Here is a 26,966-nt window from a genome sequence, read left to right on the forward strand (position 1 = left end):
CCAGGCTGCCCGCCAGCATGCAGGGCAGCAGCCGGCCAAGCTCGGCGCGGTCGGCGGCGCGGCCATCGCGCAGCAAGGCAAAGGCGGCGGCCGTGCAGTCCATCAGCGCCAGCAGCGGCACGATCTGGCTCACCGGCATCAGGTAGGCCAGCAGCGGCCCGGCCACCAGCGCGGTGCCGAAGCCCGCCATGCCGAAGATCACATAGGCGCCGGCAACCGCCACGCACATGGCGAGGTAGGTGGGCAAGGAAACATCGGACAGCAGGGGGGGCAGGTCCACGGAGTTTGGCGTCAGGGTTGCGTGCCCCACAGCATAGGGACGCATGCTGCCGCGGACCAATATCAAAGCGCCCCGCGATCCATCGCAAAGCGGCATGGCAGCGCGCTGGGCGCGGCGTGCGCGCCATGGCACACTGCGCGCACGATCCAGGCCGATGCCAGCCCATCCGTCCCATGAGCCCTCCCATTCAATGAGTCCGTCCCTCAAGCAGCTACGCTACTTCGTTGAAATCGTCGATGCCGGCAGCTTCAGCCTGGCCGCCGAGCGGCTCTTTATCGCGCAGTCGGCGCTGAGCCGGCAGATCAAGGAGATGGAGGGCATGCTGCAAGTGGTGCTACTGGTGCGCAAGCCGCGCCATGTGGAGACCACGCCGGCCGGCCGCGCCTTCCTGGAAGCGGCGCGCCGCATCCTGGCCGAGCTGACCGAGGCCTCGGCGCAGGCGCGCCAGGTCGAGCGCGGCGAGCAAGGCGCGGTGCGCCTGCTGCATTCCAGCTCGGTGCCGCTGACGCCGGCCTGCACGGCGGTGCTGCGCGAGTACCAGGCTAGGCATCCGGGAATACGTTTCGAGATCTCGCAGGCGTCCAGCGAACAGCAGGCGATGGAGATCGAAGAAGGCCGCGCCGACCTGGGCCTGGCGCGCGAGCCGCTGCTGCGCCGGCTGCCTGGTGTCGACGTGGATCCTCTCTACACGGAACGCCTGGCGCTGGCGGTGAGCAGCGCGCATCCGCTCGCGCACGAGGAAAGCGTGGCGCTGGCGCGCTTGCGGGAGGAGGCCTTCGTGTCGCTGCCGCATCCGGACCGGGGCGGCCTGAGCCAGCGCGTGGCGCAGTGCTGCCTGGAGCACGGCTTCTATCCGCGCGCGGCGGCAGCGATCTCGCGCAAGCTGTCGCAGCTGGCGCTGGTGGAGGCCGGGTTTGGCGTGGCCTTGGTGCCGGCTTCGCTCGGCGGCATGGCGCCGCCGGGCGTGCGCTGCGTACCGCTGGCCGATGCCGGCTGCGATACCCGCGTACTGCTGCTGTCGCGCCGCGGCGCCAGCCACCGCGGCGCTGGCCGACAGCCTGCGCGCGTCGCTGTCGCCGCAATAAGCCAGCGAGGCCTGGATCGAGAACGTGCGCGGCATGCCCACGTTTTTGCCCGCTTTCGGCGCTGAAAGCACCTTGGCGCATTCTTGAACTTGCGGTGCGTGCCTTCCCGGCAGGGGCATTGCATCATTGTTGATACATGGAAGGGCTGGCCAGGTGATGCATGCGGCTGCATACATCGCAGGGCTCGGATAGAATGCGTCCCAGCTTTGCCCCGCCGCCCGTCCCGTCATCACCGCCATCCATGTCGACCCCTGCTTCCGTTCCGGCCCCCGAGCCGGATTCAGTTTTTCGCGATCCTTCATTTCGGCTGTTCTGGTTTGCCCGCCTGTGCACCACCATCGGCTACCAGATCTTTACGGTGGCGGTAGGCTGGCAGGTCTACGACCTCACCCGCGACCCGTTCATGCTCGGCATGGTGGGCCTGGTGCAATTCCTGCCCTCGGTGATGCTGCTGCTGATGTCCGGCCATGTGGCCGACCGCTTCGACCGGCGCCTGATCGTGCGCACCTGCCAGACGCTGGAAGCGCTGATCGCGGTGTCGATGGCGGTGGCGAGCCTGTCGGGCTGGATCTCGCGCGATCACATCTTCGTCTTCGTCGCCCTGATGGGCGCCACCCGTGCCTTTGAGACGCCAACCCTGCAGGCGCTGCTGCCCAGCGTGGTCACGCCGCGCCAGTTTCCCCGCGCGGTGGCGCTGTCCAGCTCCGCCACGCAGACGGCCATCATCATTGGCCCCGCGCTGGGCGGCTTCGCCTACGTGGCCGGCCCGGGCGTGGTCTACGCCATCAGCGCTACGCTGTTCGCCGTGGCGGCCTGCCTGGTCACCGCGCTCAAGCTGCGCCAGGCCGCGCAGCGGCTGACCACGCCGGTCAGCATCGCCACGCTGTTCGCGGGTTTTTCGTATATCCGCAGCCGGCCGGTGCTGCTTGGCGCGATTTCGCTGGATCTCTTTGCCGTGCTCCTGGGCGGCGCCACCGCGCTGCTGCCCATCTACGCGCGCGACATCCTTCATACCGGCCCCTGGGGCCTGGGCCTGCTGCGCTCGTCGCCCGCCATCGGCGCGCTGGCGACCGCGCTGTGGCTGGCCCACCATCCGATGAACCGCCGCGTGGGTCGCGTCATGTTCGGTGCCGTGGCTGTCTTCGGCGCGGCGACGATGGTGTTCGGCATCTCGCACTGGCTGCCGCTGTCGATGGCGGCGCTGGTCATGCTTGGCGCCTCCGACATGATCAGCGTGGTGGTGCGCTCCACGCTGGTCCAGCTCGATACGCCCGACGACATGCGCGGGCGTGTGGGCGCTGTCAATTCGGTCTTTATCGGCGCGTCCAACCAACTTGGGGAGTTCGAGTCCGGCGTGACGGCCGCGCTGTTCGGGCCGGTTGGCGCGGTGTTGCTTGGCGGTATCGGCACGCTGCTGGTGGTAGTGGTGTGGATGCGCCTGTTTCCCTCGCTGGCCTCGCGCGACCGCCTGCACGATCATCCCGTCACGGCCTGAGCATTGCCTGCGTATTGTCGAACCCGGCCGGTCCGAGCACCTGCCGGGTGCGGCGCCCGATCTTCTCGCGCACCAAAAGCGTACCCAATTCTGCGTGCCCCGCGCCCGGGTTCCGCACGACCCCCCCTCCACCAAAAGTACCCCAAAGACCACTCCGGCGAAATTTTTTTTTCAATCGGGGCTAGCCCTTGCCCACTAAGGGCTGGCGCCGATTCACCCGGCTCTCGCTGCACACCCCGGGGAAACCAATTCCCCTGTCATTTGTCCTGAACTTATCCTCAATTTCAATCAACTGTAGGTGATCGTCTGACATCAAGTCGGGCCGTCGCGGGCGGACCCCGACACCGCCAGTGACAGGAGAGTGGCTAAACATGTGTGGCATTGCCGGAGAACTACGTTTCGATCAGGTCATGGCCGACCTGCACGCCGTTGCCGATATGACCCGCGACCAGGCCAGGCGCGGCCCGGATGGAGAGGGCCTGTTCGGCCTGGGCGCCCGCGCGTTCGGCCATCGCCGGCTGCGCATCATGGATTTGTCGCAGCGCGCGCACCAGCCCTTCGTCGACAACGACCTGGGCCTGGGCGTCGTGTTCAACGGCGCTATCTACAACCACCATGAACTGCGCCAGGAACTCGCCGGCAAAGGCTATCGCTTCGCCTCCACGGGGGACACGGAAGTCATTCCCAAGGCCTGGCATGCCTGGGGCCCGGCTGCGCTCGACCGCTTTGCCGGCATGTTCGCCTTTGCCCTGTGGGAGCGCGATTCCGGCGTCACGCACCTGGTGCGCGGCCGCCTCGGCATCAAGCCGCTTTACTACTCGCAGACCGCGCAGCGCCTGCGCTTTGCCTCCACGCTGCCGGCGCTGCTGGCCGGGGGCATGTCGACACCACGCTCGATCCCGTCGCGCTGCATCACTACCTGAGCCTGCACGCCGTGGTGCCTGCGCCCCACACCATCCAGCAAGGCGTGCGCAAGCTGCCGCCCGCCACCCGCATGGTGGTGCAGCCCGTTGGCCGCACCGAGACCCACGCCTGGTGGCGGCTTGATTTCGGCCCGAGCGCAGCGGACATCGTGCGGCCCTTCGAAGCCTGGCGCGATCTCACCCTCACGGCGCTGCGCGCCGCCGTGCGCCGCCGCACCGTGGCGGACGTGCCGCTGGGCGTGCTGTTGTCGGGCGGCGTGGGCTCCAGCCTGATCACCGGATTGCTCGCAGAAACGGGTACGCCCGACCAGCGCACCTATGCCATCGGCTTCGAAACCGTAGGCGGCGAGGCCGGCGACGAGTTCCACTACGCCGACCTGGTGGCCAACCACTTTGGCACCCACCACGAGAAGATGATGATCCCGGCAGCCGATTTGCTGAGCGCGCTGCCCGACGCCATCGACGCCATGAGCGAGCCGACGGTGAGCCACGACTGCGTGGCCTTCTACCTGCTCTCGGCTGCGGTGGCGAAACACAGCTGTGTGGTGCAGAGCGGGCAGGGCGCCGACGAAGTCTTCGGCGGCTATCACTGACGCGACACCCGTGCGTACCAACCTCTTCACGAGCGTACCAACCTCTTCCTGGATTTTTTTCGAACCGAACCATGAACCCGTCCGCATGCAGACACTGAAGATCGACTCGCTTTACCTCAAGGCCACGTTGCTGGAGTTGCTCGCCATTCCCAGCCCCGCCGGACTGACCGGCGAGATCGTGCATTACACCGCGCGCGTGCTCGACAGCCTGGACATTCCGTACCAGCTCACCCGGCGCGGCACCATCCGCGCCACGCTGCGCGAACTCGATCAACTCGGTATACAGGTGAGCGATTTCGTCGCCTTCGATGCCAACCCCGAGCTCCTCGACAACGGCTTTATCGTCTCGCGCCATCTTGACAACAAGGCCGGAGTCGCCGCCGTCCTGGCCGCGCTCAAGGCCGTGCGCGAGAGCGGCGCGCCGGTGCCGATGGATTGTCACGCGGTGTTTACACTCACCGAAGAAGTTGGTTCGGGCGCGACCGCGGTGATCGAGGATGACGTCAGCGAAGTGGTCGGCATCGACATCGGGCCGGTCGCGCCGGGGCAGGGCGCGAGCGAGAACGGCGTGACCATTGCGCTGATGGACTCGGCCGGCCCCCACGATGACCACCTCACGCGCCGCTTGCTGCGCCTGTGCGACGAGCACGGTATTCCGAGCCATCGGGACGTGTTCCGCTTCTACCATTCAGACGCGGGCGCGGCGGTGAGTGCCGGGCACGATGTGCGTACCGCGTTGCTTTGCTTCGGCACCGACGCCTCGCATGGCTACGAGCGCACCCGCTTGTCCGTGCTGGTGCACCTTGCGGAATTGCTCACCGTCTATATTCAGAGCGGACCTACCTTGCCGGAGGACCGCCAGCGCCGCATGGGCTCGGTGGCCGGCTTCTCGCACCAGCTCGATTCGGGCCAACTGGCGCGCAGCGAAACACCGCTGCCGGATGCCGGGGAACTGGTGCACCGCCGCCGCGCCGACGCAACGTCCTGAGCCGCGCATGTCCAGCCTTTCCACACTCATCGCCGGAGCCAAATCCATGAACCTGAATTTCACCGAGCCCCACAAGCTCGAAGCAGCCTGGGCCTACCTGTTGCAACTGGTGGTGCAGCAAGGCCTGAACTGCATCGCTGCCGTGCTGATCCTGATCCTGGGCTGGTGGCTCTCCGGGCGCGGCCGCGCCGCGGTGCTGCGCGCGTTCGACCGCCCGAGCGTGGACGCCACCTTGCGCCCGATGCTGGCCAGCGTCACGCAGTGGATCGTGCGCGTGATCACGGTGGTGCTGGTGCTGTCGCAATTCGGCGTGCAGACCGCCAGCATCATCGCCATGCTCGGCGCGGCCGGCCTGGCCATCGGCCTGGCGTTGCAAGGCACGCTGCAGAACATTGCCGCGGGCATCATGCTGGTGCTGCTGCGGCCGTTTCGCGTGGGCCAGTACATCGATGCGCAGGGCGTGGCCGGCACCGTTCGAGAGACCGGCTTGTTCATGACCGAGCTAACCACCTTCGACGGGGTTTGCCTGCGCGTGCCCAACGGCAAGATCTGGGGCAGTGCCATCACCAACTACAGCGAGAACCCCACCCGCCGGCTCGACATCGAAGTCACGGTCACCTTCGGCGCCGACATCCAGGCCGCGCTCGACGCGTTGCGCGCCATGCTCGCGGCCGAGGACCGCGTCCTGGCGGACCCGGCCTCCGAGGTCATGGTGGTCAACTATGCCGCGCAGGGCGTTACGCTCAACGTGCGCTGCTGGCTTGCCGCCGGGGATTACTGGAACGTGCGCTTCGCCTTCTACCACCGCATCAAGCAGGTGCTCGAAGCCGCCGGCTGCGCCATCGCCGTGCCGGTGCGGGAATGGCGCGTGCCCGAGGACGCGCAAGCGGCTGCGCCCGTTGTGCCCAATCCCGCGCATCGCTTGAGCTGACGAACCAACCTCTTCGCTACCGCCGCCGCGCTGCGCAAGCACCCCGGCGGCGATCCTGTCTCTGGCGCGCCCTTGCGCCGCCGTTGGCCTCTTCTATCTTTCTATCTCTTTCGCCCCTTTGGGTTTTTCACCGGTATCCGCGTCCCGCTGCGCCACGCTGCGGAACACGGCATGTCTTCAATCTCTGGAACTGGATTTGCTGTCTGCACACAAGCTCGAACTGAACCCCATCGCCCGGAAGCCGCGTACCTTGCGCACAGTCCCTCCCGCCAATAAAGGCATCCCCGCTTGCGCGCCACGCGCAACGCTCGCGCGGTGCCTGCCTGCGCTGGCCTGCGCCGCTGTGCTCGCCCCCGCCGCGCCGTTGGTGCACGCGCAGGGCAGCCTCACGCTCTATGGGTTTGCCGACGTCGGCATCTTTCGTCCCGCGCCCGGCCAGCCAATTCAGCTCGGCACCATGCAGCGCAGCTTTATCGGATTGCGCGGCAGCGAAGCCCTGGCGCCCGGCTGGGCCGCTACCCTGAACCTGCAAACGCGCTTCGACATGGGCGACGGCCGGCTTGAAGCCAGCGGCGCCACGCCGCATTTCCAGGGCGAATCCACCGTTGGCATCCAGTCGCCTTATGGCGATCTGCGCTTTGGCCGCGCGCTGACGCCGATGTGGCAATACGACTGGCAGTACGACAGCTGGGACAACTTCAACCGCGTGAGCTCCGTGGCGTGGTTCGTGTACCACCCGTCGTATCGCACCGATCCGTATCACAACGGACCCGCGGGCGAATACTCGCGCCTGAACAACGGCGTGTTCTACGACTCGCCGAAATGGGGCGGGATGCACGTGCACGTATCCGCAGGCGTGGAGAAGAACGAAACGCCGGACGCCGCCGGCAACCGGGACCGCACGCGGCCCCTGGCGGCCTCGCTCAACTACGATGCCGGGCCCTGGTCGGCCATGCTGACGGCGGAGCGCAATGCGGCGTACGACAGCACGTGGTTCGCCGGACTGGCCTATGCGTTCACCAAGGTGCGGCTGATGGCCTCATACAGCCAGACCCATCTGAGCGCCGCGAGCCAGGCCTTCCTTGGCGACGCCAGCGCCAAGCGCAGCGCCGCCACGCTTGGCGTCAACTGGCGCGTGGGCGCCTATACGCTGAAGCTCTCGGGCGCGCGCGATTTCCAGGGCTACGGCACGGCGGGCGTGACCGGCTACGTCACCAGCGGGCTGGACTATGCGCTATCGAAACGCACCACGCTGTATGGCGCGGTGTCCTATCGCCACAGCCGGTACGCCAGCGGCGGCACCGGGTTCGGTGCCGGCATCAGCCATAGTTTCTGAGCCGCGCTTCAGCCCTCCTCCGCGAACAGCGAGCAGGCCCCGGCCTCCGCCGTGCTGACGTGGCGCCGGAAATTGGCAAACAGGTCGCGCCCCACGCCGTGCCGGTTGGCGCTGAGATCGGGCGGCGTCACCGAGCGCGCGGCCCACTGCGCTTGCGGCACCAGCACCGCGAGCACGCCCGCATGCGCGTCCACGCGCATCGGGTCGCCATCGCGCACGCGGGCGATCCCGCCGCCGCTCAACGCCTCGGGGCACACATGGATGGCGGCCGGCACCTTGCCCGACGCGCCGGACATGCGCCCGTCAGTCACCAGCGCCACGTGGAAGCCGCGGTCCTGCAGCACGGTCAGCGTGGGCGTGAGCTTGTGCAGCTCCGGCATGCCGCAGGCGGCCGGACCTTGCCATGGCAGCACCGCGATAAAGTCCCGCTCCAGTTCCCCGCGCTTGAAGGCTTCGATCAGCGCATCCTGCGAGTGGAATACCATCGCCGGGGCCTCCACGATGTGGTGCTCGGGCTTGACCGCCGAGATCTTCAGCACGGCACGGCCGATATTGCCGTCGAGCAGCTTGATGCCGCCTTCCGGCGCGAAGGGCTGGCCGGCGGCGCGCACGATGCTGTCGTCCAGCGGCGCTTCGGGCCCGTCGATCCAGGTGAGCTTGCCATCGCGCAGCACCGGCTCGCGCGTGTAATCGGCCAGGCCCTTGCCCACCACGGTGGTGACGTCGTCGTGCAGCAGGCCAAGCTGCAGCAGGCCGCGAATCACCAGCCCCAGCCCGCCGGCCGCCTGGAACTGGTTCACATCCGCGCTGCCGTTCGGATACACGCGCGCCAGCAGCGGCACCACTTCCGAGAGTTCGGCAAAATCGTCCCAGCCCAGCACGATGCCCGCGGTGCGCGCCATCGCCACCAGGTGCAACGTATGGTTGGTGGAGCCGCCGGTGGCCAGCAGGCCGACGATGCCGTTGACGAAGGCGTGCTCGTCGAGCACGTCCGCCACCGGCGTATAGCGATCGCCGCCATGCACCAGGCGTAGCGCCTGGCGCGCGGATTCGCGCGTGAGTGCTTCGCGCAGCGGCGTGTTGGGATTGACGAAGGCGGTGCCGGGCAGGTGCAGGCCCATGATCTCCATCAGCATCTGGTTGGAGTTGGCGGTGCCGTAGAAGGTGCAGGTGCCGGGGCCGTGGTAGGACTTGCTCTCCGCCTCCAGCAACTCCGCGCGGCTAAGCTTGCCCTCGGCATAGCGCTGGCGCACGCGGGCCTTTTCCTCGTTTCCCATGCCGGTGGTCATCGGCCCGCCGGGCACGAAGATGGCCGGCAGGTGGCCGAACGACAGCGCGCCCATCACCAGCCCCGGCACGATCTTGTCGCACACGCCGAGGTACAGCGCGCCGTCGAACATCTGGTGCGACAGGGCCACCGCGGTGGCCAGCGCGATCACGTCGCGCGAGAACAGCGAGAGATCCATGCCGTCCTGGCCCTGCGTCACGCCATCGCACATGGCCGGCGTGCCGCCGGCGAACTGCGCGGTGCCGCCGGCTTCCAGAGCGGCCTCCTTGAGCCATTGGGGATACTCGGCCAGGGGCTGGTGCGCCGACAGCATGTCGTTGTACGAGGAGACGATGGCGAGGTTGGGGCGCTCCTGCGCCTTAAGGCGGATCTTGGCCTGCTCGGGCATGGCCGCCACGGCGTGCGCCAGGTTGGTACATGAGAGCTGCGCGCGTTCCACCTTCTGGCCCGCCATGGCGCGGGTGCGATCCATGTAGGACTGGCGGGTGGCGGCGCTGCGCGCTTTGATGCGGGCGGTGACCCGTTCCAGGACTGGGTGGCTTGGCATGGGGATCTCCTGCGTGGGATGCTCTTTTCAGCCTAGTGCACTTTGCGGCGAGGTGCACGGTTGGTGCAAGTATGGCGCGCTGCACGTTCTGTCTACAAGTGCTAGACTGCGCTCCATTCTCTGGAGTTCAAACGACATGAAGCAAGCAGCGCAACGCCTCGCCATCGCAGCGTTTGCCGCGGCACCTTACGGTGAACGCGTGCTGCTGGCCATTCACGTCTAGTCTTCCGAGCGTCCCGCCCGGAAGGCTGCAAGGCCGGTTCCGGGAACGACGAGATCAGAACATCGCCAACCCCGGACGGCCCGCAGGCCCTCCGGGGTTTTGTTTTTTTTGATTCGCCACCATCTGACACGCCATGCGTACTTACGACAAGTTGATTGCCACGATTCAAACCGGCCAAGGGAACGGGAGCTTGCGCTCGTCCCTTGGTGCGGTAACGGCGTCGTCTGGCGTAGTCACCGAGACCATTGCGTGCCGCATGCGGCATGCCGGCGCCGCCTCGCAAGCGATCCCATAGCCTCCTGGCTGCACATGCAGTCCGGGAGGCCTCGCAGATCGCCTCCCAGGGACCACAAACACCCTGGCAGGCACGCACCCGCCAGGGTGTTTGCATTCAGGCAGCCCATCATGGAAAGCAGAAAAGAAAGCAGGAAGGAAAGCAGGAAGGAAAGCAGGAAACTCAGGAACATCGGCATCATCGCCCACGTCGACGCGGGCAAGACCACCACCTCGGAACGCATCCTGTTCTACACCGGCGCCAGCCACCGGCTGGGCGAGGTGCATGACGGCGCCGCCACCATGGATTTCGATCCGCAGGAGCAGGCGCGCGGCATCACCATCAACAGCGCGGCCACCACCGTGTTCTGGCGCGGCCACCAGGTCAACCTGATCGATACCCCGGGGCACATCGATTTCAATATCGAGGTGAACCGCTCGCTGCGCGTGCTCGACGGCGCCGTGGTGGTGTTCGACGGCGTGGCCGGCGTGGAGCCGCAGACGGAGACCAACTGGCGCCTGGCGGACCACTACCGCGTGCCGCGCCTCGCCTTCATCAACAAGCTGGATCGCACCGGTGCGGACTTCCTGCGCGTGGTCGGCATGATCGAGGAGCGCCTCGGCGTGGTGCCGCTGGTGCTGCAATTGCCGATCGGCAGCGAAGGCGATTTCACCGGCATAGTCGATCTCGTGACCATGCAGGCCCTGCTATGGCAAGGCGGCTCGGGCGGTACAGGCTACGTGACCGATGCCGTGCCGCAGGCGCTGGCGGAGTCGGCCGCGGCGTGGCGCCAGCGCTTGCTGGAAACGCTGGCCGAGCAGGACGATGCCTTGCTGGAAGACTATCTGGCGGGCCGCGAGCCGGCCGAGGAGGCACTGCGCGCAGCCATCCGGCGCGCGACCATCAGCGGTGCCGTGGTGCCCGTGCTGGCGGGCTCCGCCTTCAAGAACAAGGGCGTGGAGCCCTTGCTCGATGCGGTGACAGCCTACCTGCCGGCCCCTGGCGAGGTGGACCGTCATGAAGTGAGCGCGGACGCGGGCCAGCCGCTGGTGGCGCTCGCCTTCAAGGTCGTGCACGACGCGCACGGCACGCTGACGTTCGTGCGCGTGTATCGCGGGCGGCTCGCCGCCGGCGACACCGTGCTCAACGCCGGCAGTGGCAAGCGCGAACGCGTGGCAAGGCTGTACGAGATGCACGCGGACCGCAAGCAGGAGCTGGAGGTTGCCGTGGCGGGCGACATCGTGGCGATAGCGGGACTCAAGGCCACCGTCACCGGCGACACGTTGACCGATCCCGCGCATCCCATGGTGCTGGAGTCCATCGACACGCCCGAGCCAGTGATCGACGTCGCCATCGAGCCGAAGAGCCAGTCCGACCAGGCCGGCCTGTCGCGTGGCTTGCAAGTGCTGGTGCAGGAAGATCCGAGCCTGCGCCTGCGCCAGGATCCGGAGAGCGGGCAGACGCTGCTGTCCGGCATGGGTGAGCTGCAACTGGAGGTCACGCTGGAGAAGCTGCGTACGCGCTTTCATGTGGAAGTCACCGTGGGGCGCCCACAGGTGGCGTATCGCGAGACGCTGACCCGTGCCGCTGATGCACGCTACCTGCATCGCAAGCAGAGCGGCGGCCCGGGGCAGTACGCGGAGGTGGTGCTGCGCGTCGAGCCACTGGCGCGTGGCGAGGGCGTTCGGTTCGAGAGCCGCATCAGCGGTGGCGCGGTGCCGCGCGAGTTCGTCCCGGCGGTGGAAGCCGGCATCCGGCGCGCGGCCGCGCAGGGCGTGCTCGCGGGGTACCCGGTGGTGGATTTCCAGGCGACCTTGCTGGACGGCAGTTATCACGAGCGCGACTCCTCGGCCCTGGCCTTCGAGACCGCGGCAGCGTCCGCCTTCCGTGAAGCCGCGCGGCAGGCTGCGCCCGTGGTGCTGGAGCCAGTGATGAGCGTGGAAGTGGTGACGCCCGCCGATCATGTGGGCGACGTCATCGGCGATATCCACCGGCGCCGGGGCATGGTGCGCGGGCAATCGCAACGCGGTGGCGGCAACACCACGGTGGTCCAGGCGCATGTGCCGCTGGCCAGCATGTTTGGCTATATCGGCAGCTTGCGCGCGCTGACCTCGGGCCGTGCCAGCTTTGCCATGCAGTTCGATCACTATGCCGCGGCACCTGCCGCGGCGGTGGTGGAGATGGCTGGCTGAGATTGACGGCAGCTGCAATCGGGCGGGCACCGCGTGGGTGCCCGCTTTTTTTAGCGCGGCGCGCGGCGAAACCGCTCGCGATACTGCATCGGCGTCACGCCGAGGCGCTTCGCGAAGACAATGCGCATGCGCTCCGCCGTGCCAAACCCGCAGTCCCACGCCACCGCCTTGAGCGCGGCGCCGCTGCTCTCCAGCAACTGGCGCGCCGCGTCCACACGCGCGCGCTCGATGAATTCATGCGGCGTGACACCGGTCTCCTGCACGAACACGCGGGCAAAGTTGCGCGCGCTCATGCCGGCCACCTCGGCGAGCTGCCGCACGGCATACCGCTCGCGGATGTGCGCCATCACGTGCGCCTGCACCTTGGCCACCGGCGAGGCGTCATCCGCCGGCGCGCTCAGGTAGGGGCTGAACTGCGACTGGCCGCCCTGGCGTTGCGCGAACACTACCAGCCGCTTGGCGACCGCGAGCGCAACGCGCGGGCCGTGGTCCTGCGCCACCAGTGCCAGCGACAGGTCGATGCCAGCGGTCACGCCGGCCGACGTGACGAGGCGGTCGTCGCGCAGGTAGATCCGGTCGAAATCGACATGGGCCTTGGGGAACTGCTCGGCGAGTTGCTGCGCGTGCTGCCAGTGCGTGGTGACATGGCGTCCGTCCAACAGGCCGGCATGGCCCAGCGCGAATGCGCCCGTGCAGATCGAGCCGTAACGGTCGCAATGCGCGGCGACGGCCGCGAGCCAGTGCGCCAGGCGCGGGTCCGGCGCAGCTTCGGCCAGCGCGGGGCCGCCTGCCACCAAGGCCAGGCTGAAGCGAGGCGCAGCACGCTCAAACGTTTCATCCACCACGAGCTTCATGCCGTTGGATGCCCGCAGGGTGCCCGCCGTGGCACCAAGCAAGGCAACTTCGTAGTGGTCCTGCGGTGCCAGGAAACGGTTGGCTTCCGCGAAGACATCGACGGGGCCGGCGACATCGAGCGCCTGCACGCCGGGAAAGATCGCGATCGCGACGGTTTGCATCGATGTGCCTTATTGAGAAACGTGGTGCATTTGACTCCTGACTCCCTGCCTGTGGGTCATGGCAGAAGACGCTGCATGGTTGGCAGTGTTGGACGGTCCGTCTTCGTTGTCCGCGCAATGGGATTGGCCAATACTGGGTTCCATCGAAACAGCATGGCAACGCATACCCAGGAGCCCACATGACAACCACGATTGCAGGCATCAAGATACCCGATAGCGCGATGGCGCGCGCCGCCACCGAACTGGTGCGCGATACCGAGCCCGACCTGCTGTACCACCACTCGCGCCGCGTGTTCCTGTTCGGCGCGCTGGCCGGGCAGCGCAAGGGCCTGATCTATGACCCGGAACTGCTGTATGTCGGCGCCATGTTCCATGACATGGGGCTGGTCGATGCCTACAGCAGCAAGACGAACCGCTTCGAGGTCGACGGCGCCAATGCGGCGCGCGACTTCCTCCTGCAGCATGGCGCGAACGACTACGATATCGAGCAGGTGTGGGCGTCGATCGCGCTGCATACCACGCCGGGCGTGCCCGAGCATATGAAGCCGGTGGTGGCGCTGGTGACGGCCGGTGTGGAGATGGATGTGCTGGGCCTCGCCTACGACGAGTTCAGCGAGGCGCAACGCATCCAGGTGGTGGCGGCGCATCCGCGCGAGACCACGTTCAAGAACGACATCATCGATGCGTTCGCCCACGGCACGATCCACAAGCCGGAGACCACCTTTGGCAACGTCAAGGCCGATGTGCTGGCGCTGCGCGACCCCACCTACCAGCGCCTGAACTTCTGCCAGATCATTCTGGGGTCGGCGTGGGACGACAGCCGCGGGGGGCACGGCCATCAAGCCGGCTGCGGTTGCCACGGCGCGGCCGGCGGCAAGGACAGCTGAGCGATGCAACGCGTGCGGGACGGCTTTGTCGCGCGCGCGTGCAGATAGGGTCAGACGTCGACGATCACCAGCGTGCCGTGGCTGCCCGGCAGCGCGGCGGCAAGGGCATCAAACTGAATCAGCGGCACTGGCGTTGCTCCGGGCTGGTCTAGACGCGCTTCGGGATATCCAGGCCCTTGGCCACCGCGGGACGCGCCAGGAAGGCCTCGAGCGCGCGTGTGACATGGGGGAAGTCCTGGATGCCGACCAGCTCTCCGGCCTCGTAGAACCCGATCAGGTTGCGCACCCAGGGGAAGGTCGCGATGTCGGCGATGGTGTAGGTGTCGCCCATGATCCAGGCGCGGTCCGCGAGGCGGCCGTTCAGCACCGCCAGCAGCCGCTTGGCTTCGGCGACATAGCGGTCGCGCGGGCGCTTGTCCTCGTATTCCTTGCCGGCGAATTTGTTGAAGAATCCAAGTTGCCCGAACATCGGCCCGATGCCGCCCATCTGGAACATCAGCCACTGGATGGTCTCGTAGCGGCCGGCGGGATCTTGCGGGATGAGCTTGCCGCTCTTGTCGGCGAGGTAGAGCAGGATCGCGCCGGACTCGAACAGGGCCAGCGGCTGGTCGCCGGGGCCGCTCGGATCGAGGATGGCGGGAATCTTGTTGTTGGGGCTGATCGACAGGAATTCCGGCGTGTACTGGTCATTGGCGTCGAAGCGCACCAGGTGCGGCTCGTACGGCAGGCCGGTCTCCTCGAGCATGATCGAGACCTTGACGCCATTTGGCGTGGGCAGCGAATAGAGCTGGATCCGGTCCGGGCGCAAGGCGGGCCATTTGTTGGTAACGAGGAATGCGGAAAGATTGGTCATGGAAATCCGTAGGGATGGATGGGCTGGGGCAGTGCCTGGCCTTGCCGGCCGATGAGGATCGCCGCGCCGGTGTTCGCCGCGGCGCTTGCCTGGGCAAGCGCCGGGTCACTTCGGCTTGTCGTCGCCGTCGGGAGGGCTCACGCCGGCGGCAACAAGGCAATCGCGCAGGTGCTTGATCTCTTGCTTGGCGCAGACATTGCCATGGTGCGGGTGATGCAGGTAGAACTCGTACTCGTTGAGCACCACCCGGAAGCGGGCGCCCTGGATCGGCTCCACCTTCGCGCCGAGTTGCTGCAGCAGTGACTCCACCTCGCGCCAGTGGATGTTGTTGCTGAGCGGGTGGCTGAAGATCGACTGCAGGAGGCTGCGGGATTTGTGGCTCATGGCGCGGTCAGGCTTGTTCGGCGGCAATAGCCGTAGCATACAAGAGCGGGTGGGTTGGCGCTTGCTGCACCCGCGCAAGCCCTGCGCGCCCGCCCTGCGATCAGTCCTTGCCCATCGCCAGGTAGGCACGCGGCGTGGTGCCGGTGTAACGGCGGAACAAGGCAATGAAGCTGCTGACGCTGGCGTAGCCCAGGCCGAGCGCCACGGTAGTGACGCTTTCGCCAGCCACCAGCCGCTCCATGGCCGCCAGCATGCGCAACTGTTGGCGCCATTGCGCCAGGCTCCAGCCGGTGTCGGCCTGGAAGTGGCGGGTCAGCGTGCGGCGCGCCATGCCGATGCGCGCCGCCCAGCCGTCCAGGTCGGTGTTGTCGTCCGGGCTCGCCAGCAAGGCGGTGGCCATGCGCAGCAGGCGCGGCTCCTGCGGCATGGGCAGGAACAGCGTTTGCGCTGGCTGGCGGGTAAAGGCATCGGCAAGGACCGCCAGGTAATGCTCGCGTATCGGCCCGGCCGGCGGCTCGCCTTGCGCCAGCGTGTCGAGCAGCGCGACGAGCAGGGGCGACAGGCGGACCACTTTGAGCGTGGCCGGCATGGCGGCGCGGCTCCACGCCTCGTCGAAATACAGGCTCATCCCTGTCATCGAGCCATGGATGCGCGCCCCGTGCGATGCATACGGCGGCACCCAGCCGGTGCAGCCGGTCGGCATCAGCCAGCGCCCGCCACCGGCCTCGATGCTGACCACGCCGGATTTCACGGAAAACAGCTGGCCCTCGGCGTGCGCATGCGGCACCTGTTCCCGGGCGGCTTCATGCGTGATCGGGCGGACTTCTCGGAGCGACATCGGCTTGGCCCGTTTCGAATATATGTTGGCATTCTATCGTTAGCTGGCAATGCGGCAAGTGCCTAGACTGGCTGCTCCCACCGTGCATTGCATTACCTGAGAGGCATGCCCGGCTGGACCATTGCGCTGTGCCTGGTGGTGGATGGGTTGCCGGCGGCGCGCTCGATGCGTACCGGGAGTGCGGGCAGGATTACTACGATTGGTTGCCTGGCGTTTTGCTGGTGACCGAAGCGGGTGGCGTGGTGACCGCGCTGGATGGCAAGCCGTTCGCGTGGGGGTGCCAGGGGATGGTGGCCGCCGGGCCGGCCATGCATGGTGGGTTGAGTTCGGCGTTGGCGGGACAGGGCTGATTCAGCTGCCACTGCTTACCCGTTTGGCTACGCAGAAACGGGTACGCTTTGCCGAATCGGGGCGTGTTTGCCCCGCTGCCGATGCCTGCCTAGCCGGAGAAATCGCCATGCCGGCCGGCGCCCCCGACAAAGCGGGCGGCGCCCGCAAGGCCCTCCTCGAACACGATCGGCGTGCCGTTGGCGCCTTCGGCCCGCAGCGCGTCGGCCAGCGGCAGGTCCCATTGCCCGTAGGCGGAGGCCCGGTCCGCCAGCATGCAGCGCTGCGGGAAGGCGGCCAGCTCATGCGCCAGCCCCTCGGCCGCGGCGCGGGCCTGGCCGGGTTCGACCACGCGGTTGGCCAGTCCCATGGCAAGCGCTTCGTCGGCGGGCACCGCGCGGCCGCTCAGGATCATGTCGAGCGCGCGGCCCATGCCGATGATGCGCGGCAGCCTCACCGTGCCGCCGTCGATCAGCGGCACGCCCCAGCGCCGGCAGAACACGCCAAAGACCGCATCGCGCTCGGCCACGCGCAGGTCCGCCAGCAGCGCCAACTCCAGCCCGCCCGCTACCGCATAGCCGCTGACCGCGGCAATCAGCGGCTTGGACAGTGCCATGCGGCTGGGGCCCATCGGGCCCGCGCCGCCGCCGTGCGGATCGAGCTCGTGACGGCGCGCCGGGTCTCCCACCGCTGACAGGTCGGCGCCGCCGCAGAAATGCCCGCCGGCGCCCCATAGCACGGCCACGCGCAGCGCCGGGTCGGATTCGAACCGTGTGAATGCCTGGCGCAGCGCCAGCGCCATCGGGCCGTCCACGGCGTTGCGCTTGTCGGCGCGGTCCAGAATGATGGTGAAGACCGGGCCGGAGGTCTCGGTCCTGACATAATGGCTGGGCTGACTGGGCTTACTATCCATGCTCGCGTCCTCGGTGCCTGCGCCTGGCAGGGGTGAATCGGGTGCTTTCTAGGTGTTTTTCCACATGCATAAATATTTCATCGAATGATATATTTATGCCAAGAAAAGAAATATTTCTGGTTTACCCTTCGCGGCATCCTTTACCGCCCACGTTGCCCCCCGCTTTCGACCCATGCATGAAATAGAGATCCGCGAGCCCTCGGCGACCGATCTGGTCCTGGACCTGCTCTTCGGCCATCCGGAGCGCACCCTGCCAGTGCAGGCGCTGGCGCGCGGCGCCGAGGTGATGGGCATCGGCACGCCAAGCGTGCGGGTGGCGCTGACGCGCCTGCAGCGCCAGGGCCGCATCGTCAAGACGGAGCGTGGCTGCTACGCGGTGCTGCCGGAAGGCAATCCGGTCTACGACGAGGTCGAGCACTGGTTTGAAAAGGAGAGCCGGCTGGGGCACTGGGCCGGCGACTGGCTGGTGGTGCAGGACGCCGCCGTGGCGCGCAGCGAGAAGACCGCCTGGCGCCATCATGCGCGCGCGCTGTCGTTGTCCGGCTTCCGGGTGCTGGCCGCCGGCATCAACGTGCGCCCGGACAATCTCGCCGGCGGCGCGCCGGCCATGCGCGCCGCGCTGTCCCGGCTCGGGATGGCCAGCGCCAGCCTGCTCTTTGTCGGCCGCGAGTTCGATGCCGATGCCGCGGCGCGCATGGCCCGGTTGTGGGACGTGCCGGCGCTGCAATCCGCGTACCGCCGCGCGCTGGCGCAACTCGAGCGCAGCCAGGCCAAGCTGGCGCGCATGGCGCCGGATGCCGCTGCGCGCGAAGCCATGCTGGTGGGCCGCGCCATCATCCGCGCCATCGTGCGCGATCCCCTGCTGCCCGAGGCCATCATGGACCCGGCGCCGCGCCGCGCCCTGATCGACGCCACGCGCGCCTACCAGCTCCAGGCCCGCGGCCTGTGGGTGGAACTGCTGGTCGGCTAGCGCGCGCAGGCGGCAAACCTCCGGCGCCGCGCCGAGCGGCGCAAGCGTTCCATGCCTCGCCAAGCGGCAGCGACTCAACTAAACTGGCCGGAACTTATGCGGCGCACCGCGGCACTCAGTAAAGTGACGCGCGCAGGTGTTCCTGGAACCCCGCGGGCCCCGCTGGGCCCTTGCGCCGCACTCACGTTGGCCAAGACAAGGAGTACAGGGTGAGCATGCCCGATTTCGACATGGTGCTGTTCGGCGGCACCGGGGACCTGGCGCGGCGCAAGCTGCTGCCGGCGCTGTTCGATGCACACCGCGCGGGCTTGCTTCATCCCAACGCCCGCATTCTCGCCACCGGCAGCCATCCCCTTTCCACCGAAGACTACGTCGGCTCGCTGGAGCAGAGCGTGCGTCCGGGCCTAGAGCATGCGCCGCCCGAAGCCTGGGCCACCTTCCTTGCGCGCGTCAGCTATGTGCAGGCGGACGCCCGCGTGCCCGAGCACTTCGACGCGCTGGCGGCCAAGGTGCTGCAGCGCTCGCCCGAGGTGGTGGTGTGCTATCTCGCCACCGGGCCGCATATCTTTGTGCCCATCTGCGAGCAGCTCGCGCGCACCGGGCTCAATCATCCCAATGTCCGCATCGTCCTGGAGAAGCCGCTCGGGCATGACCTGCATTCGTCCGATGCGATCAACTCGGCCGTGGCGCAGTACTTCGCCGAAGACCAGATCTACCGGATCGACCACTATCTGGGCAAGGAGTCGGTGCAGAACCTGATGGCGATCCGCTTCGGCAACGCGCTGTTCGAGCCGCTGTGGCGCCGCGAGTGGGTGCAGGACGTGCAGATCACCATCGCCGAGGAGCTTGGCGTGGAAACGCGCGGCGAGTTCTACGACAACACCGGCGCGCTGCGCGACATGGTGCAGAACCACCTGTTGCAACTGCTGTGCATGGTGGCGATGGAGCCGCCCACCAGCCTGTCCGAGGACGCGATCCGCGACGAGAAGATCAAGATCCTCAAGGCGCTCAAGCCCATCACGCCGCAGGACGTGGCCGAGAAGACCGTGCGCGGGCAGTACCGGGCCGGCGCCGTGGGCGGCAAGCCAGTGGTGGGCTACCTGGACGAGAAGGGCATCGCGCCCGACAGCCATACCGAGACCTTTGTCGCGATCAAGGCGGAGATCGCCAACTGGCGCTGGTCCGGCGTGCCGTTCTACCTGCGCACCGGCAAGCGCATGCAGTCGCGCGTGGCGGAGATCGTCATCCACTTCCGCGATGTGCCGCACGCCATCTTCCCGCGCCCGCTGACCTTGTCGCCGCAGAACCGGCTGGTGATCCGGCTGCAGCCCGAGGAGAGCATCCGCCTGTATTTCCTGGTCAAGCAGCCCGGCGATACTGTGGCGCTCACGGGTACCTCGCTCGACCTGGACTTCGCCAACTCCTTCAAGGTGCGCCGCGCGGGGGCCTACGAGCGCTTGCTGCTCGATGTCATCCGCGGCCGCCTCGGGTTGTTCGTGCGGCGCGACGAGCAGGCGCAGGCCTGGCGCTGGGTCGAACCTATCCTGGATACCTGGGCGGACAGCACCGTGCCACCCAAGCCGTATACGGCCGGCACCTGGGGGCCGGCCGCCTCATCCGCGCTGATGTCGCGCGACGGCTCGCTCTGGCACGAAGAGGTGTAGGCCGCGCCCGCCGATCATTGATTGACCCTCATTCGAACAGGAGACTCTGCCCATGCGACGCTACGAACATACCTCCGAGGCGGACCTGGCCGAAGCGATGGCGATCTCGGTAGCCCACGCGCTGGAGATCGCCATTGGCGTACGCGGCTGGGCGGTGCTGGCGGTGTCCGGCGGGCGCTCGCCGGTGCCGATGTTCGAGCGCCTGCGCCATCGCACCATCCGCTGGGAAGCGGTCACCATCACGCTGGTCGACGAGCGCGTGGTGCCGCCCGACCATGACGACAGCAACGGCGCGCTGGTGCGCCGCCACCTGCTGCGCGAGGCGGCGGGCAAGGCGGCCTTCGTGCCGCTGGTGGCCGATGCCGCCGAAGTGGCCGACCCGGCCAGCGCGGTGGCCCGGCTGAACGCGGCCTGGCGCCAGCCCGACGTGATCGTGCTGGGCATGGGCGAGGATGGCCATACCGCCTCGCTGTTTCCCGAGGCGCCCGAGTTGCAGCAGGCCCTTGCCGAGCCGCAGCCGGGCTACCTGGTCACGCATCCACGCGAGGCGCCGCACGCGCGCGTCACGCTGAACCTGGCCGCGCTGCTGGCTGCCGAGCGCGTCTTCCTGTCGTTCGCGGGGCCGGTCAAGACGGCGGTGTTCGCGCGCGCCTGCAAGGGGCCCACCCCGGCGCTGCCCGTCAGCCTGGTGCTGAGCCGGCACCGGCACGGCACCGATGTCTTCTCGGCTTGATGCCATGAAGAACTTTCCACGCCTGCTGGGCGATGTCGGCGGCACCAATGTGCGCTTCGCGCTGGAGGCCGCGCCGCAGCGCATCGGCCCGGTGACGGCGTTCAAGGTGGCCGATTTCCCCTCGCTCGAGGCCGCCATGCAGCATTACCTCGGCGGTTTGCCGGCCGGTAGTGCGAGGCCGCGCTACGCGGCCGTCGGCCTGGCGAACCCGGTGACCGGCGATCGCGTCAAGCTGACCAATCACGCCTGGGCGTTCTCCATCTCGCAGATGCAGCGCTCGCTCGGCCTGGACCTGCTGCTGGCCATCAACGATTTCACCGCGCTGGCGCTGGGTTTGCCCCACCTCGGCGCGCAGGACCTGACGCCGCTGCGCCAGGGCACGGCCATGGCCGGCGCGCCGCTCGCGCTGGTCGGGCCGGGCACCGGCCTGGGCGTGTCCGGGCTGGTGCCCGCGCGCTCCGGGCCGGCCGTGGCGCTGGCCGGCGAGGGTGGCCATATCGAGCTGATGCCGGAAACCGAAGACGAATGGACCGCGTGGCGCGCGGCCCATCAGGCCTTCGGCCGTGTCTCCGCCGAGCGTCTTTTGTCGGGCATGGGGCTGTCGTTGACGCATGCCGCGTTGCACGCAGAAACGGGTACGCCCCTGGCGCGCCAGCTCGAGCCGGCAGAGGTAACCGAAGGCGCGATCCACCGGCACGACCCGCTCTGCGAGCGCGCGCTCGCGGTGTTTTGCGGCTTGCTGGGTTCCGTGGCGGCCGACATTGCGCTGGTACTGGGTGCGCGTGGCGGCGTGTACCTGGGCGGCGGCATCGTGCCGCGCTTCGTGCCCGCGCTGCGCAACTCCGCGTTCAACGCGCGCTTTACCGCCAAGGGGCGGATGAGCGCGTACCTGGAAATCCTGCCGGTCTACGTGATCAACGCGGAGTACCCAGCGCTGCCCGGACTCGCGCAGGCGCTGGAGGAAGCGATCACGCATGGCGTCGATGGCGCTGATGCCAGCCGAGCCAACCCGGTCAACCAACCCAAACCTGCCTGACCCGGACCTGACCATGCGAGTGTTGCTGGTGGAAGACGACGCCATGATCGGCGATAGCGTGAAGCTGGCGCTGCGCCAGGAAGGCTTCGCGGTGGACTGGGTGCAGGACGGCGAGGCCGGCCTTGCCGCGGCCGCGCAGTCGGGCGGCCCGGAAGGCGATGCCTGCTACGCGCTGATCCTGCTCGATCTGGGCCTGCCGCGCCGCTCCGGGCTGGAGGTGCTCGCCGCGCTGCGCGCGCGCGGCGTGAATACGCCAGTGCTGATCCTGACCGCGCGCGACGCCGTGGCCGATCGCGTGGCCGGGCTGAACGCCGGCGCCGACGACTACCTCGTCAAGCCCTTCGACCTGCAGGAACTGGCCGCGCGCATGCATGCGCTGGTGCGCCGCGCCGAAGGCCGGGCGGAGCCGCTGCTGCGCTACGGCGGCATCGTGATCAATCCCGTGACCCGCGAGGTCACCCTCGACGGCGAGCCGGTGCGCCTGTCGGCGCGCGAGTTCGGCTTGCTCTCGGCGCTGCTGGCACGCCCTGGCAAGGTGTGGTCGGTGGCGCAACTGGAGGAGCGCCTGTACGGCTGGGGCGATGAAGTCGGCAGCAACACGGTGGAGGTCTACATCCACGCGCTGCGCAAGAAATTCGGCGCGGCGCTGATCCGCAATATCCGTGGCGTGGGCTATGTGGTGCCCAAGCTCGAGGCCGGGAGCGCGGGCTGATGCGTTCCATCCAGAGAACCCTGCTGTGGTGGCTGGCGCTGGGCCTGCTGGCCGGCATCGCCATTGCCACTGCGCTGATCTACGGGCAGGCACGGCAGGAAGCCAACGCACTGTTCGACTACCAGATGAAGCAGGTGGCCGCCGCGCTGCCCAGCCAGTTTGCCGATCCGGTGATGCCGCCTTTCGTGCAACAGGAGTCGCCCGGTGCGCCGGGCTCGCCTAGCGACAGCTTGTTCCATGCCGACGAAGACGTGGTGATCCATATCTGGGATGGCTCCGGCCGCAGCCTGTATCTGTCGCACGCGCATCCCGCGCTGCCGCCGCGCGCCGAACTGGGATTTTCCAACGTCAAGACAGCGCAGGGCGAATGGCGGATCTACAGCGTGCAGCTCGGGCTCGGCGTGGTGCAGATCGCCCAGCCCATGTCGGCGCGCAGCGAGGTGGCCGCGCGCATGGCGCTGCGCACCGTGGCGCCCTTGCTGTTGCTGCTGCCGCTGATCGGCTGGCTGGTGTGGGTGGCCGTGGGACGCGCCCTGCGGCCCTTGCACGAGATCGCAGCCGGCGTGCGCCAGCGTGACGCCAACGCCCTGTCCCCACTGGCGGTCAGCCGCATGCCGGACGAGATCGCGCCGTTGACCGAGGCGCTCAACCAGCTGCTGGCGCGGCTGTCGCACGCCATCGATACCCAGCGTGCCTTCGTGGCTGACGCCGCGCATGCGCTGCGCACGCCGCTGGCGGCGCTGCAGTTGCAGGCTCAGTTGGTGGAGCGCGCCGATACGGCCGAAGAGCGGCAGGAGGCCGTGGGCAAGCTGCGCCAGGGGCTGGAGCGGCTCACGCACATGGTGGCCCAGCTGCTGACGCTGGCGCGCCAGGAGCCCGGCGCGGCAGTGCCTGCGCACGAGCCGGTGGACCTGCGCGCGCTGGCGCAAAGCGTGGTGGCGGAGATGACCCAGGCCGCGCTCGATCGCCACATCGACCTGGGGCTCGATGCCGACGCCGGTGCCGGCCCGGTCACGGTGCGTGGCGACGTCGATGCGCTGCGCATCCTGTTGACCAACCTGGTCGACAATGCGCTGCGCTATGTGCCGGCCGGCGGCAGGGTCGATGTGCTGGTTGGCCGCACGCGGGCTCCCGCGGGCGAAAAAGAATCGGGTACGGAAAGCGCGGAACTGATCGTGCAGGACGATGGCCCGGGGATTCCCGCCGCCGAGCGCGCGCGCGTGTTCGACCGCTTCTATCGGGTGCCGGAAGCCCCCACCGGGGGCAGCGGGCTGGGCCTGGCCATCGTGGCGGAGATCGCGCAATCGCACGGCGCGCACGTCTCGCTGGAAGACGCGGCGCCCGGGCTGCGCGTGCGGGTGGTGTTTCCCGCCGCGTGAACGCGCGGCGGCGCCTGTCCTCAGCCTACCGGCGTGAGCACCGGCTCGCCGGCAAAATGCAGCCGGCTGTTTTCCTGGAACTGCCGCACCGAAGCGTCGATGGCTTCCGGCGACCTGGCTGCCACGTGCGGGGTCAGGACCACATTGGGGCAGTCGAACAGTTCGGCGGGCGGCTCGGGCTCGCTCTCGTACACATCAAGGCCGGCGCCGCCGAGCTTGCCGGCGCGCAGGGCGTGCGCCAGCGCCGCGGTGTCGAGCACGCTGCCCCGCGCGATATTGACCACGAAGCCGCCCGGGCCCAGCTGGGCCAGTACCTTGGCGTCGACCAGGTGGCGGGTGCCCGCGCCGCCGGGCGTGGCGATGATCAGGTAGTCGGCCCATTCGGCCAGCGCGCCGAGGCTGTCGAAGTAGCGATACGGCGTGTCGTCGCGCCGGGCCCGGTTGTGATAGCCCACCTCCAGGTCGAAGCCCAGCCCGCGCTGCGCAATGCGCCGGCCAATGGTGCCGAGGCCGAGAATCCCCATGCGCTTGCCCGACACGTTGGGCCGCAGCGGCAGCGCGGTGCGCCACTTGCCGGCGCGCGTGGCCTGGTCCAGCACCGGGATGGCGCGCACGGTGGCTAGCAGCAGCGCCATGGCGTGGTCCGCCACGCAACTGTCGTTGGTGCCGGCACCGTTGGCCACGACGATGCCGCGCGCGCGGGCGTGGGCCACGGCAATGTTCTCGTACCCCGCGCCCAGCGCGCACACCAGTTCCAGCGCGGGCATGGCGTCGATCTCGGCGGCGGTGAGGCCGACCGTGCCGATCGTCAGCACCGCGCGCACGCGGGTGCCGGCCTCCCGGACCTGCGCGGCACGGCCCGCGCTGTCAGGCGCGTAGAGCACTTCGTATTGTTCGGCAATCCAGGACAGATGTTGGGCGCTGACGTGGCTGAGGACGAGCAGGAGCGGCTTCATGATGGGCAGGTTGTCTTGGGGCCGGCGGCGACGGCTGGGAGGAGGGCGCGCGGTCCCGGGAGGGGACTTAAGCTGCACCGCGGCATTGTAACGGCGGCGCGCCGGGCTTGCTGGCGCGCCCTAGTGCTCCCTCGATTATCAAATGCCCGCCAAGAGTGCTTCCAATCCTGGGTGGATGATCTGCCGTCGCGCCGTGACCATAATGGATCGCCACGTCGCTGTGGGACAAGCTCGACGGCGCCGCGCGCGAGGCCATGTTAAAAAACGTGGCCGCACGCTTGCCGGCGCAGCACATCGGCCAGCCCGAAGACGTTGCGCAGGCCATCCTTTACCTGGCCGGAACGGGCTTCGCCACGGGGTCGATGGTGCTGCTCGATGGCGGCGGCGCGATCGGCTGACGCTCCGGATAGCCACGCAGAAACGGGTACGCTTTGCGCTTCGGGCGGCGCGTTCCGCCTGCGCGGCGGGTGGGCCAGCCGCTCGCCAAGCCTTGAAGCGGAGCGGGAATGCCGTTCTAATGCAGCGGATGCGACTTATCGATTCCGTGAAAATGAAGCCTGCCCTCCTGTCCGCCCTGCTGCTAGCCACCGCGTTGGCGATCCCCATGGCCCCCGCGGCAGCGGCGCCGCCACCCGCCGCCACGCAGGCCGAGGTCACCCATCTCTTTGCCTATCTGGCAGGCTCGAATTGCCAGTTCAACCGCAACGGCAGCTGGTATTCCGCGCCAGACGCGGCTGCGCACCTCAAAAAGAAGTACGACTATCTGGCCGACAAGGGCGCCATCAGCACCAGCGAGAGCTTTATCGAACTGGGCGCGAGCAAGAGCAGCGTCAGCGGCAAGCCTTACCTGGTCAAGTGCGGCCAGGCCCAGCCGGTGGAGAGCGCACCGTGGCTAGGCGCCGAACTGGCGCGCTATCGGCAAAAGGCTGCGGGCAAGTAGGCGCGAGCCCCTTTCTTGCATTTGCAGTGGGTTTGAAGGCACGCAGAAACGGGTACGCTTTTGCTTTCCGGCAACAAAGGCCGGCCCGGGCGCGCTGTCAGAGAGCAACCGATAGCGAACCGGCTTTCGCCGAACCATACTTCAGTCCTGGCCGTACCTCAGGCTGATTGCCGAGTGCGGCCCAATGCGTCCTCACAGCCCCGTGCGCCCCTCGCGGCGCGGGGTTCTTCTTAGGCGCATGCGACGCGGACCCTGGCATTTTCTGCCCGGGCCGCAAGGTTTGGCTAAGGAGAATCCGGATGCAGACCGTCATATCCGATAACGAAAGCGCTCCCCCTCCCGCCTCCTGGCGCCGGCTGACGCACCGCGCCTGCGCAACCCTGGCGCTCTGCAGTACCCTCGCGGCGCTCGGCTGGATTGCCTGGATCTGCTGGCGCCTGGTCAGCGTGATTGCGCCCGGCAGCATGAGCTTTGTCGACGCCTTGATGGTGCTGGTGATGCTGGTCTTCACCTGCGGTGCGGCCGTTTCCGTCTGCGCCGTGTGTGAGATGGGCCAGCGCTAAGCGTCGGGCCGAGCGTCCGGCTGGGCCGCGCCTGCCGCGATTGCGGCACCTCGTCGTCGCCACGCGCGTCGTCCCGGCCTCATATCTCCCTGGTCATTCCCCTCAGGTCGATCCATGCATCGAACTGGGCTGCCGTGACATGTCCCGAGGCGAGCGCCGCCTCGCGCAGCGACAGATTGCGCTTGATCGCCAGCTTGGCGATCTCGGCCGCGCGGTCGTAGCCGATGTGCGGGTTGAGCGCCGTCACGGGCGTAAGCGAGCGTGCCAGCATCTCGGCGATGCACTCGCGATGCGCCTGCACCCCTTCCACCATGCGTTCGGCAAAGCTCGCGGCAGCATCGGCAAGCAGCGTGACCGATTGCAGCAGGCTGTAGATGATCACGGGCTTGTACGCGTTGAGCTCGAGCGTGCCGAGGCCATTGGCCAGCGTGATGGTGGTGTGGTTGCCGATCACCCGGCAGCACACCATGGCCAGCGCCTCCGCCTGGGTGGGATTGACCTTGCCCGGCATGATCGAGGAGCCGGGTTCGTTGGCCGGCAGGATCAGTTCGGCAAAGCCCGCGCGCGGGCCGGAGCCGAGCAGCATGAAATCGCGCGCGATTTTCAGGAAGGACGACGCCGGGGTGTTGAGCGCGCCCGA

27 protein-coding genes and 1 pseudogene are annotated in these 26,966 nt (G+C 68.1%); 19 read left to right on the forward strand and 9 right to left on the reverse strand.

The features are described 5' to 3' along the window. Positions 1–280, reverse strand: a 280-nt coding sequence (locus ACYP5B_RS38125; protein ID WP_459573021.1) for a TSUP family transporter, incomplete at its 3' end; no start/stop codon positions are given. Positions 281–470: 190 nt separating this feature from the next. Here ACYP5B_RS38125 and ACYP5B_RS38130 point away from each other — a divergent pair. The 7 genes from ACYP5B_RS38130 to ACYP5B_RS38160 all read left to right on the forward strand — a co-directional run bounded on the left by ACYP5B_RS38130 (position 471) and on the right by ACYP5B_RS38160 (position 7,631). Then, positions 471–1,430: a LysR family transcriptional regulator gene (locus ACYP5B_RS38130; RefSeq protein ID WP_459573022.1), complete on the forward strand. Its 960-nt coding sequence runs from the start codon at positions 471–473 to the stop codon at positions 1,428–1,430. Between the two features lie 176 nt (positions 1,431–1,606). Next, positions 1,607–2,860: an MFS transporter gene (locus ACYP5B_RS38135; protein ID WP_459573023.1), complete on the forward strand. Its 1,254-nt coding sequence runs from the start codon at positions 1,607–1,609 to the stop codon at positions 2,858–2,860. 371 nt (positions 2,861–3,231) lie between these two features. Continuing rightward, complete coding sequence (locus tag ACYP5B_RS38140; RefSeq protein ID WP_459573024.1) at positions 3,232–3,783, forward strand: hypothetical protein; 552 nt, start codon at positions 3,232–3,234, stop codon at positions 3,781–3,783. A gap of 14 nt (positions 3,784–3,797) precedes the next feature. Next, positions 3,798–4,376 carry an asparagine synthase-related protein gene (locus ACYP5B_RS38145; RefSeq protein WP_459573025.1) on the forward strand — a complete coding sequence of 193 codons (579 nt, stop codon included), beginning with the start codon at positions 3,798–3,800 and terminating at the stop codon, positions 4,374–4,376. An 85-nt stretch (positions 4,377–4,461) separates the two neighbouring features. Further along, positions 4,462–5,364, forward strand: coding sequence for a M20/M25/M40 family metallo-hydrolase (locus ACYP5B_RS38150; protein ID WP_459573026.1), 903 nt, complete (start codon positions 4,462–4,464; stop codon positions 5,362–5,364). A gap of 46 nt (positions 5,365–5,410) precedes the next feature. Continuing rightward, the gene (locus ACYP5B_RS38155) at positions 5,411–6,295 is read left to right on the forward strand and encodes a mechanosensitive ion channel family protein (RefSeq protein WP_400095835.1); all 885 of its coding nucleotides are present in this window, start codon (positions 5,411–5,413) and stop codon (positions 6,293–6,295) included. Between the two features lie 196 nt (positions 6,296–6,491). Next, on the forward strand, positions 6,492–7,631 hold the full coding sequence (locus ACYP5B_RS38160; protein ID WP_459573027.1) for a porin: 1,140 nt from the start codon (positions 6,492–6,494) through the stop codon (positions 7,629–7,631). A gap of 8 nt (positions 7,632–7,639) precedes the next feature. Here the strand turns inward: ACYP5B_RS38160 and edd are convergent, their stop codons facing one another. Next, positions 7,640–9,466, reverse strand: a complete 1,827-nt coding sequence (edd, locus tag ACYP5B_RS38165; RefSeq protein WP_459573028.1) for a phosphogluconate dehydratase — start codon at positions 9,464–9,466, stop codon at positions 7,640–7,642. Positions 9,467–10,094: 628 nt separating this feature from the next. Here edd and fusA point away from each other — a divergent pair. Then, positions 10,095–12,155, forward strand: a complete 2,061-nt coding sequence (gene fusA / locus ACYP5B_RS38170) for an elongation factor G (protein ID WP_459573029.1) — start codon at positions 10,095–10,097, stop codon at positions 12,153–12,155. Between the two features lie 50 nt (positions 12,156–12,205). Here fusA and ACYP5B_RS38175 read toward each other — a convergent pair whose 3' ends face one another. Then, positions 12,206–13,171 carry a GlxA family transcriptional regulator gene (locus tag ACYP5B_RS38175; RefSeq protein ID WP_459573030.1) on the reverse strand — a complete coding sequence of 322 codons (966 nt, stop codon included), beginning with the start codon at positions 13,169–13,171 and terminating at the stop codon, positions 12,206–12,208. A gap of 179 nt (positions 13,172–13,350) precedes the next feature. On the opposite strand from ACYP5B_RS38175, the gene ACYP5B_RS38180 reads away from it, so the two are divergent. Next, positions 13,351–14,058, forward strand: a complete 708-nt coding sequence (locus ACYP5B_RS38180) for an HD domain-containing protein (protein ID WP_400095830.1) — start codon at positions 13,351–13,353, stop codon at positions 14,056–14,058. A gap of 148 nt (positions 14,059–14,206) precedes the next feature. Here the strand turns inward: ACYP5B_RS38180 and ACYP5B_RS38185 are convergent, their stop codons facing one another. The 3 genes from ACYP5B_RS38185 to ACYP5B_RS38195 form a co-directional block, all read right to left on the reverse strand. Next, positions 14,207–14,911: a glutathione S-transferase N-terminal domain-containing protein gene (locus ACYP5B_RS38185; protein ID WP_459573031.1), complete on the reverse strand. Its 705-nt coding sequence runs from the start codon at positions 14,909–14,911 to the stop codon at positions 14,207–14,209. Positions 14,912–15,016: 105 nt separating this feature from the next. Next, positions 15,017–15,295: a type II toxin-antitoxin system HicA family toxin gene (locus ACYP5B_RS38190; protein WP_174425730.1), complete on the reverse strand. Its 279-nt coding sequence runs from the start codon at positions 15,293–15,295 to the stop codon at positions 15,017–15,019. A gap of 100 nt (positions 15,296–15,395) precedes the next feature. Then, complete coding sequence (locus ACYP5B_RS38195; protein WP_459573032.1) at positions 15,396–16,133, reverse strand: helix-turn-helix domain-containing protein; 738 nt, start codon at positions 16,131–16,133, stop codon at positions 15,396–15,398. A 128-nt stretch (positions 16,134–16,261) separates the two neighbouring features. Between ACYP5B_RS38195 and ACYP5B_RS38200 the strand changes: the two genes are divergently transcribed. Then, the gene (locus ACYP5B_RS38200) at positions 16,262–16,483 is read left to right on the forward strand and encodes an inositol monophosphatase family protein (protein ID WP_459573033.1); all 222 of its coding nucleotides are present in this window, start codon (positions 16,262–16,264) and stop codon (positions 16,481–16,483) included. A gap of 89 nt (positions 16,484–16,572) precedes the next feature. Here the strand turns inward: ACYP5B_RS38200 and ACYP5B_RS38205 are convergent, their stop codons facing one another. Continuing rightward, the gene (locus tag ACYP5B_RS38205) at positions 16,573–17,373 is read right to left on the reverse strand and encodes a crotonase/enoyl-CoA hydratase family protein (protein WP_459573034.1); all 801 of its coding nucleotides are present in this window, start codon (positions 17,371–17,373) and stop codon (positions 16,573–16,575) included. A gap of 172 nt (positions 17,374–17,545) precedes the next feature. Here ACYP5B_RS38205 and ACYP5B_RS38210 point away from each other — a divergent pair, with 172 nt between their 5' ends. The 6 genes from ACYP5B_RS38210 to ACYP5B_RS38235 all read left to right on the forward strand — a co-directional run bounded on the left by ACYP5B_RS38210 (position 17,546) and on the right by ACYP5B_RS38235 (position 23,867). Beyond that, positions 17,546–18,343 (forward strand): PaaX family transcriptional regulator, encoded by a 798-nt coding sequence (locus tag ACYP5B_RS38210; protein WP_459573035.1) that lies wholly within the window; start codon positions 17,546–17,548, stop codon positions 18,341–18,343. Between the two features lie 215 nt (positions 18,344–18,558). Further along, positions 18,559–20,007 carry a glucose-6-phosphate dehydrogenase gene (gene zwf, locus ACYP5B_RS38215; protein ID WP_400102682.1) on the forward strand — a complete coding sequence of 483 codons (1,449 nt, stop codon included), beginning with the start codon at positions 18,559–18,561 and terminating at the stop codon, positions 20,005–20,007. 52 nt (positions 20,008–20,059) lie between these two features. Then, the gene (gene pgl, locus ACYP5B_RS38220) at positions 20,060–20,740 is read left to right on the forward strand and encodes a 6-phosphogluconolactonase (protein ID WP_318236211.1); all 681 of its coding nucleotides are present in this window, start codon (positions 20,060–20,062) and stop codon (positions 20,738–20,740) included. Between the two features lie 4 nt (positions 20,741–20,744). Further along, the gene (gene glk, locus ACYP5B_RS38225) at positions 20,745–21,776 is read left to right on the forward strand and encodes a glucokinase (protein WP_459573036.1); all 1,032 of its coding nucleotides are present in this window, start codon (positions 20,745–20,747) and stop codon (positions 21,774–21,776) included. A 13-nt stretch (positions 21,777–21,789) separates the two neighbouring features. Continuing rightward, entirely contained in the window at positions 21,790–22,488 is a 699-nt protein-coding gene (locus tag ACYP5B_RS38230; RefSeq protein WP_318236209.1) for a response regulator transcription factor, read from the forward strand. Beyond that, positions 22,488–23,867 (forward strand): ATP-binding protein, encoded by a 1,380-nt coding sequence (locus ACYP5B_RS38235; RefSeq protein WP_459573037.1) that lies wholly within the window; start codon positions 22,488–22,490, stop codon positions 23,865–23,867. The genes ACYP5B_RS38230 and ACYP5B_RS38235 overlap by 1 nt, the downstream gene beginning before the upstream one ends. 20 nt (positions 23,868–23,887) lie before the next feature. On the opposite strand, the gene ACYP5B_RS38240 is transcribed toward ACYP5B_RS38235, so the two are convergent. Next, positions 23,888–24,823, reverse strand: coding sequence for a 2-hydroxyacid dehydrogenase (locus ACYP5B_RS38240; protein WP_400102678.1), 936 nt, complete (start codon positions 24,821–24,823; stop codon positions 23,888–23,890). A 206-nt stretch (positions 24,824–25,029) separates the two neighbouring features. Here ACYP5B_RS38240 and ACYP5B_RS38245 point away from each other — a divergent pair. The 3 genes and pseudogenes from ACYP5B_RS38245 to ACYP5B_RS38255 form a co-directional block, all read left to right on the forward strand. Then, positions 25,030–25,221 (forward strand): annotated as a pseudogene (locus ACYP5B_RS38245) (SDR family oxidoreductase); the annotation flags it as partial. 152 nt (positions 25,222–25,373) lie between these two features. Continuing rightward, positions 25,374–25,763 (forward strand): YfeK family protein, encoded by a 390-nt coding sequence (locus tag ACYP5B_RS38250; RefSeq protein ID WP_459573038.1) that lies wholly within the window; start codon positions 25,374–25,376, stop codon positions 25,761–25,763. 299 nt (positions 25,764–26,062) lie between these two features. Further along, positions 26,063–26,326 carry a hypothetical protein gene (locus tag ACYP5B_RS38255; protein ID WP_400102676.1) on the forward strand — a complete coding sequence of 88 codons (264 nt, stop codon included), beginning with the start codon at positions 26,063–26,065 and terminating at the stop codon, positions 26,324–26,326. A 79-nt stretch (positions 26,327–26,405) separates the two neighbouring features. Here ACYP5B_RS38255 and ACYP5B_RS38260 read toward each other — a convergent pair. After that, positions 26,406–26,966 (reverse strand): lyase family protein (locus tag ACYP5B_RS38260; protein WP_459573039.1); only part of this gene is annotated, 561 nt, incomplete at its 5' end.

Source organism: Cupriavidus sp. 8B (genome assembly GCF_054589115.1).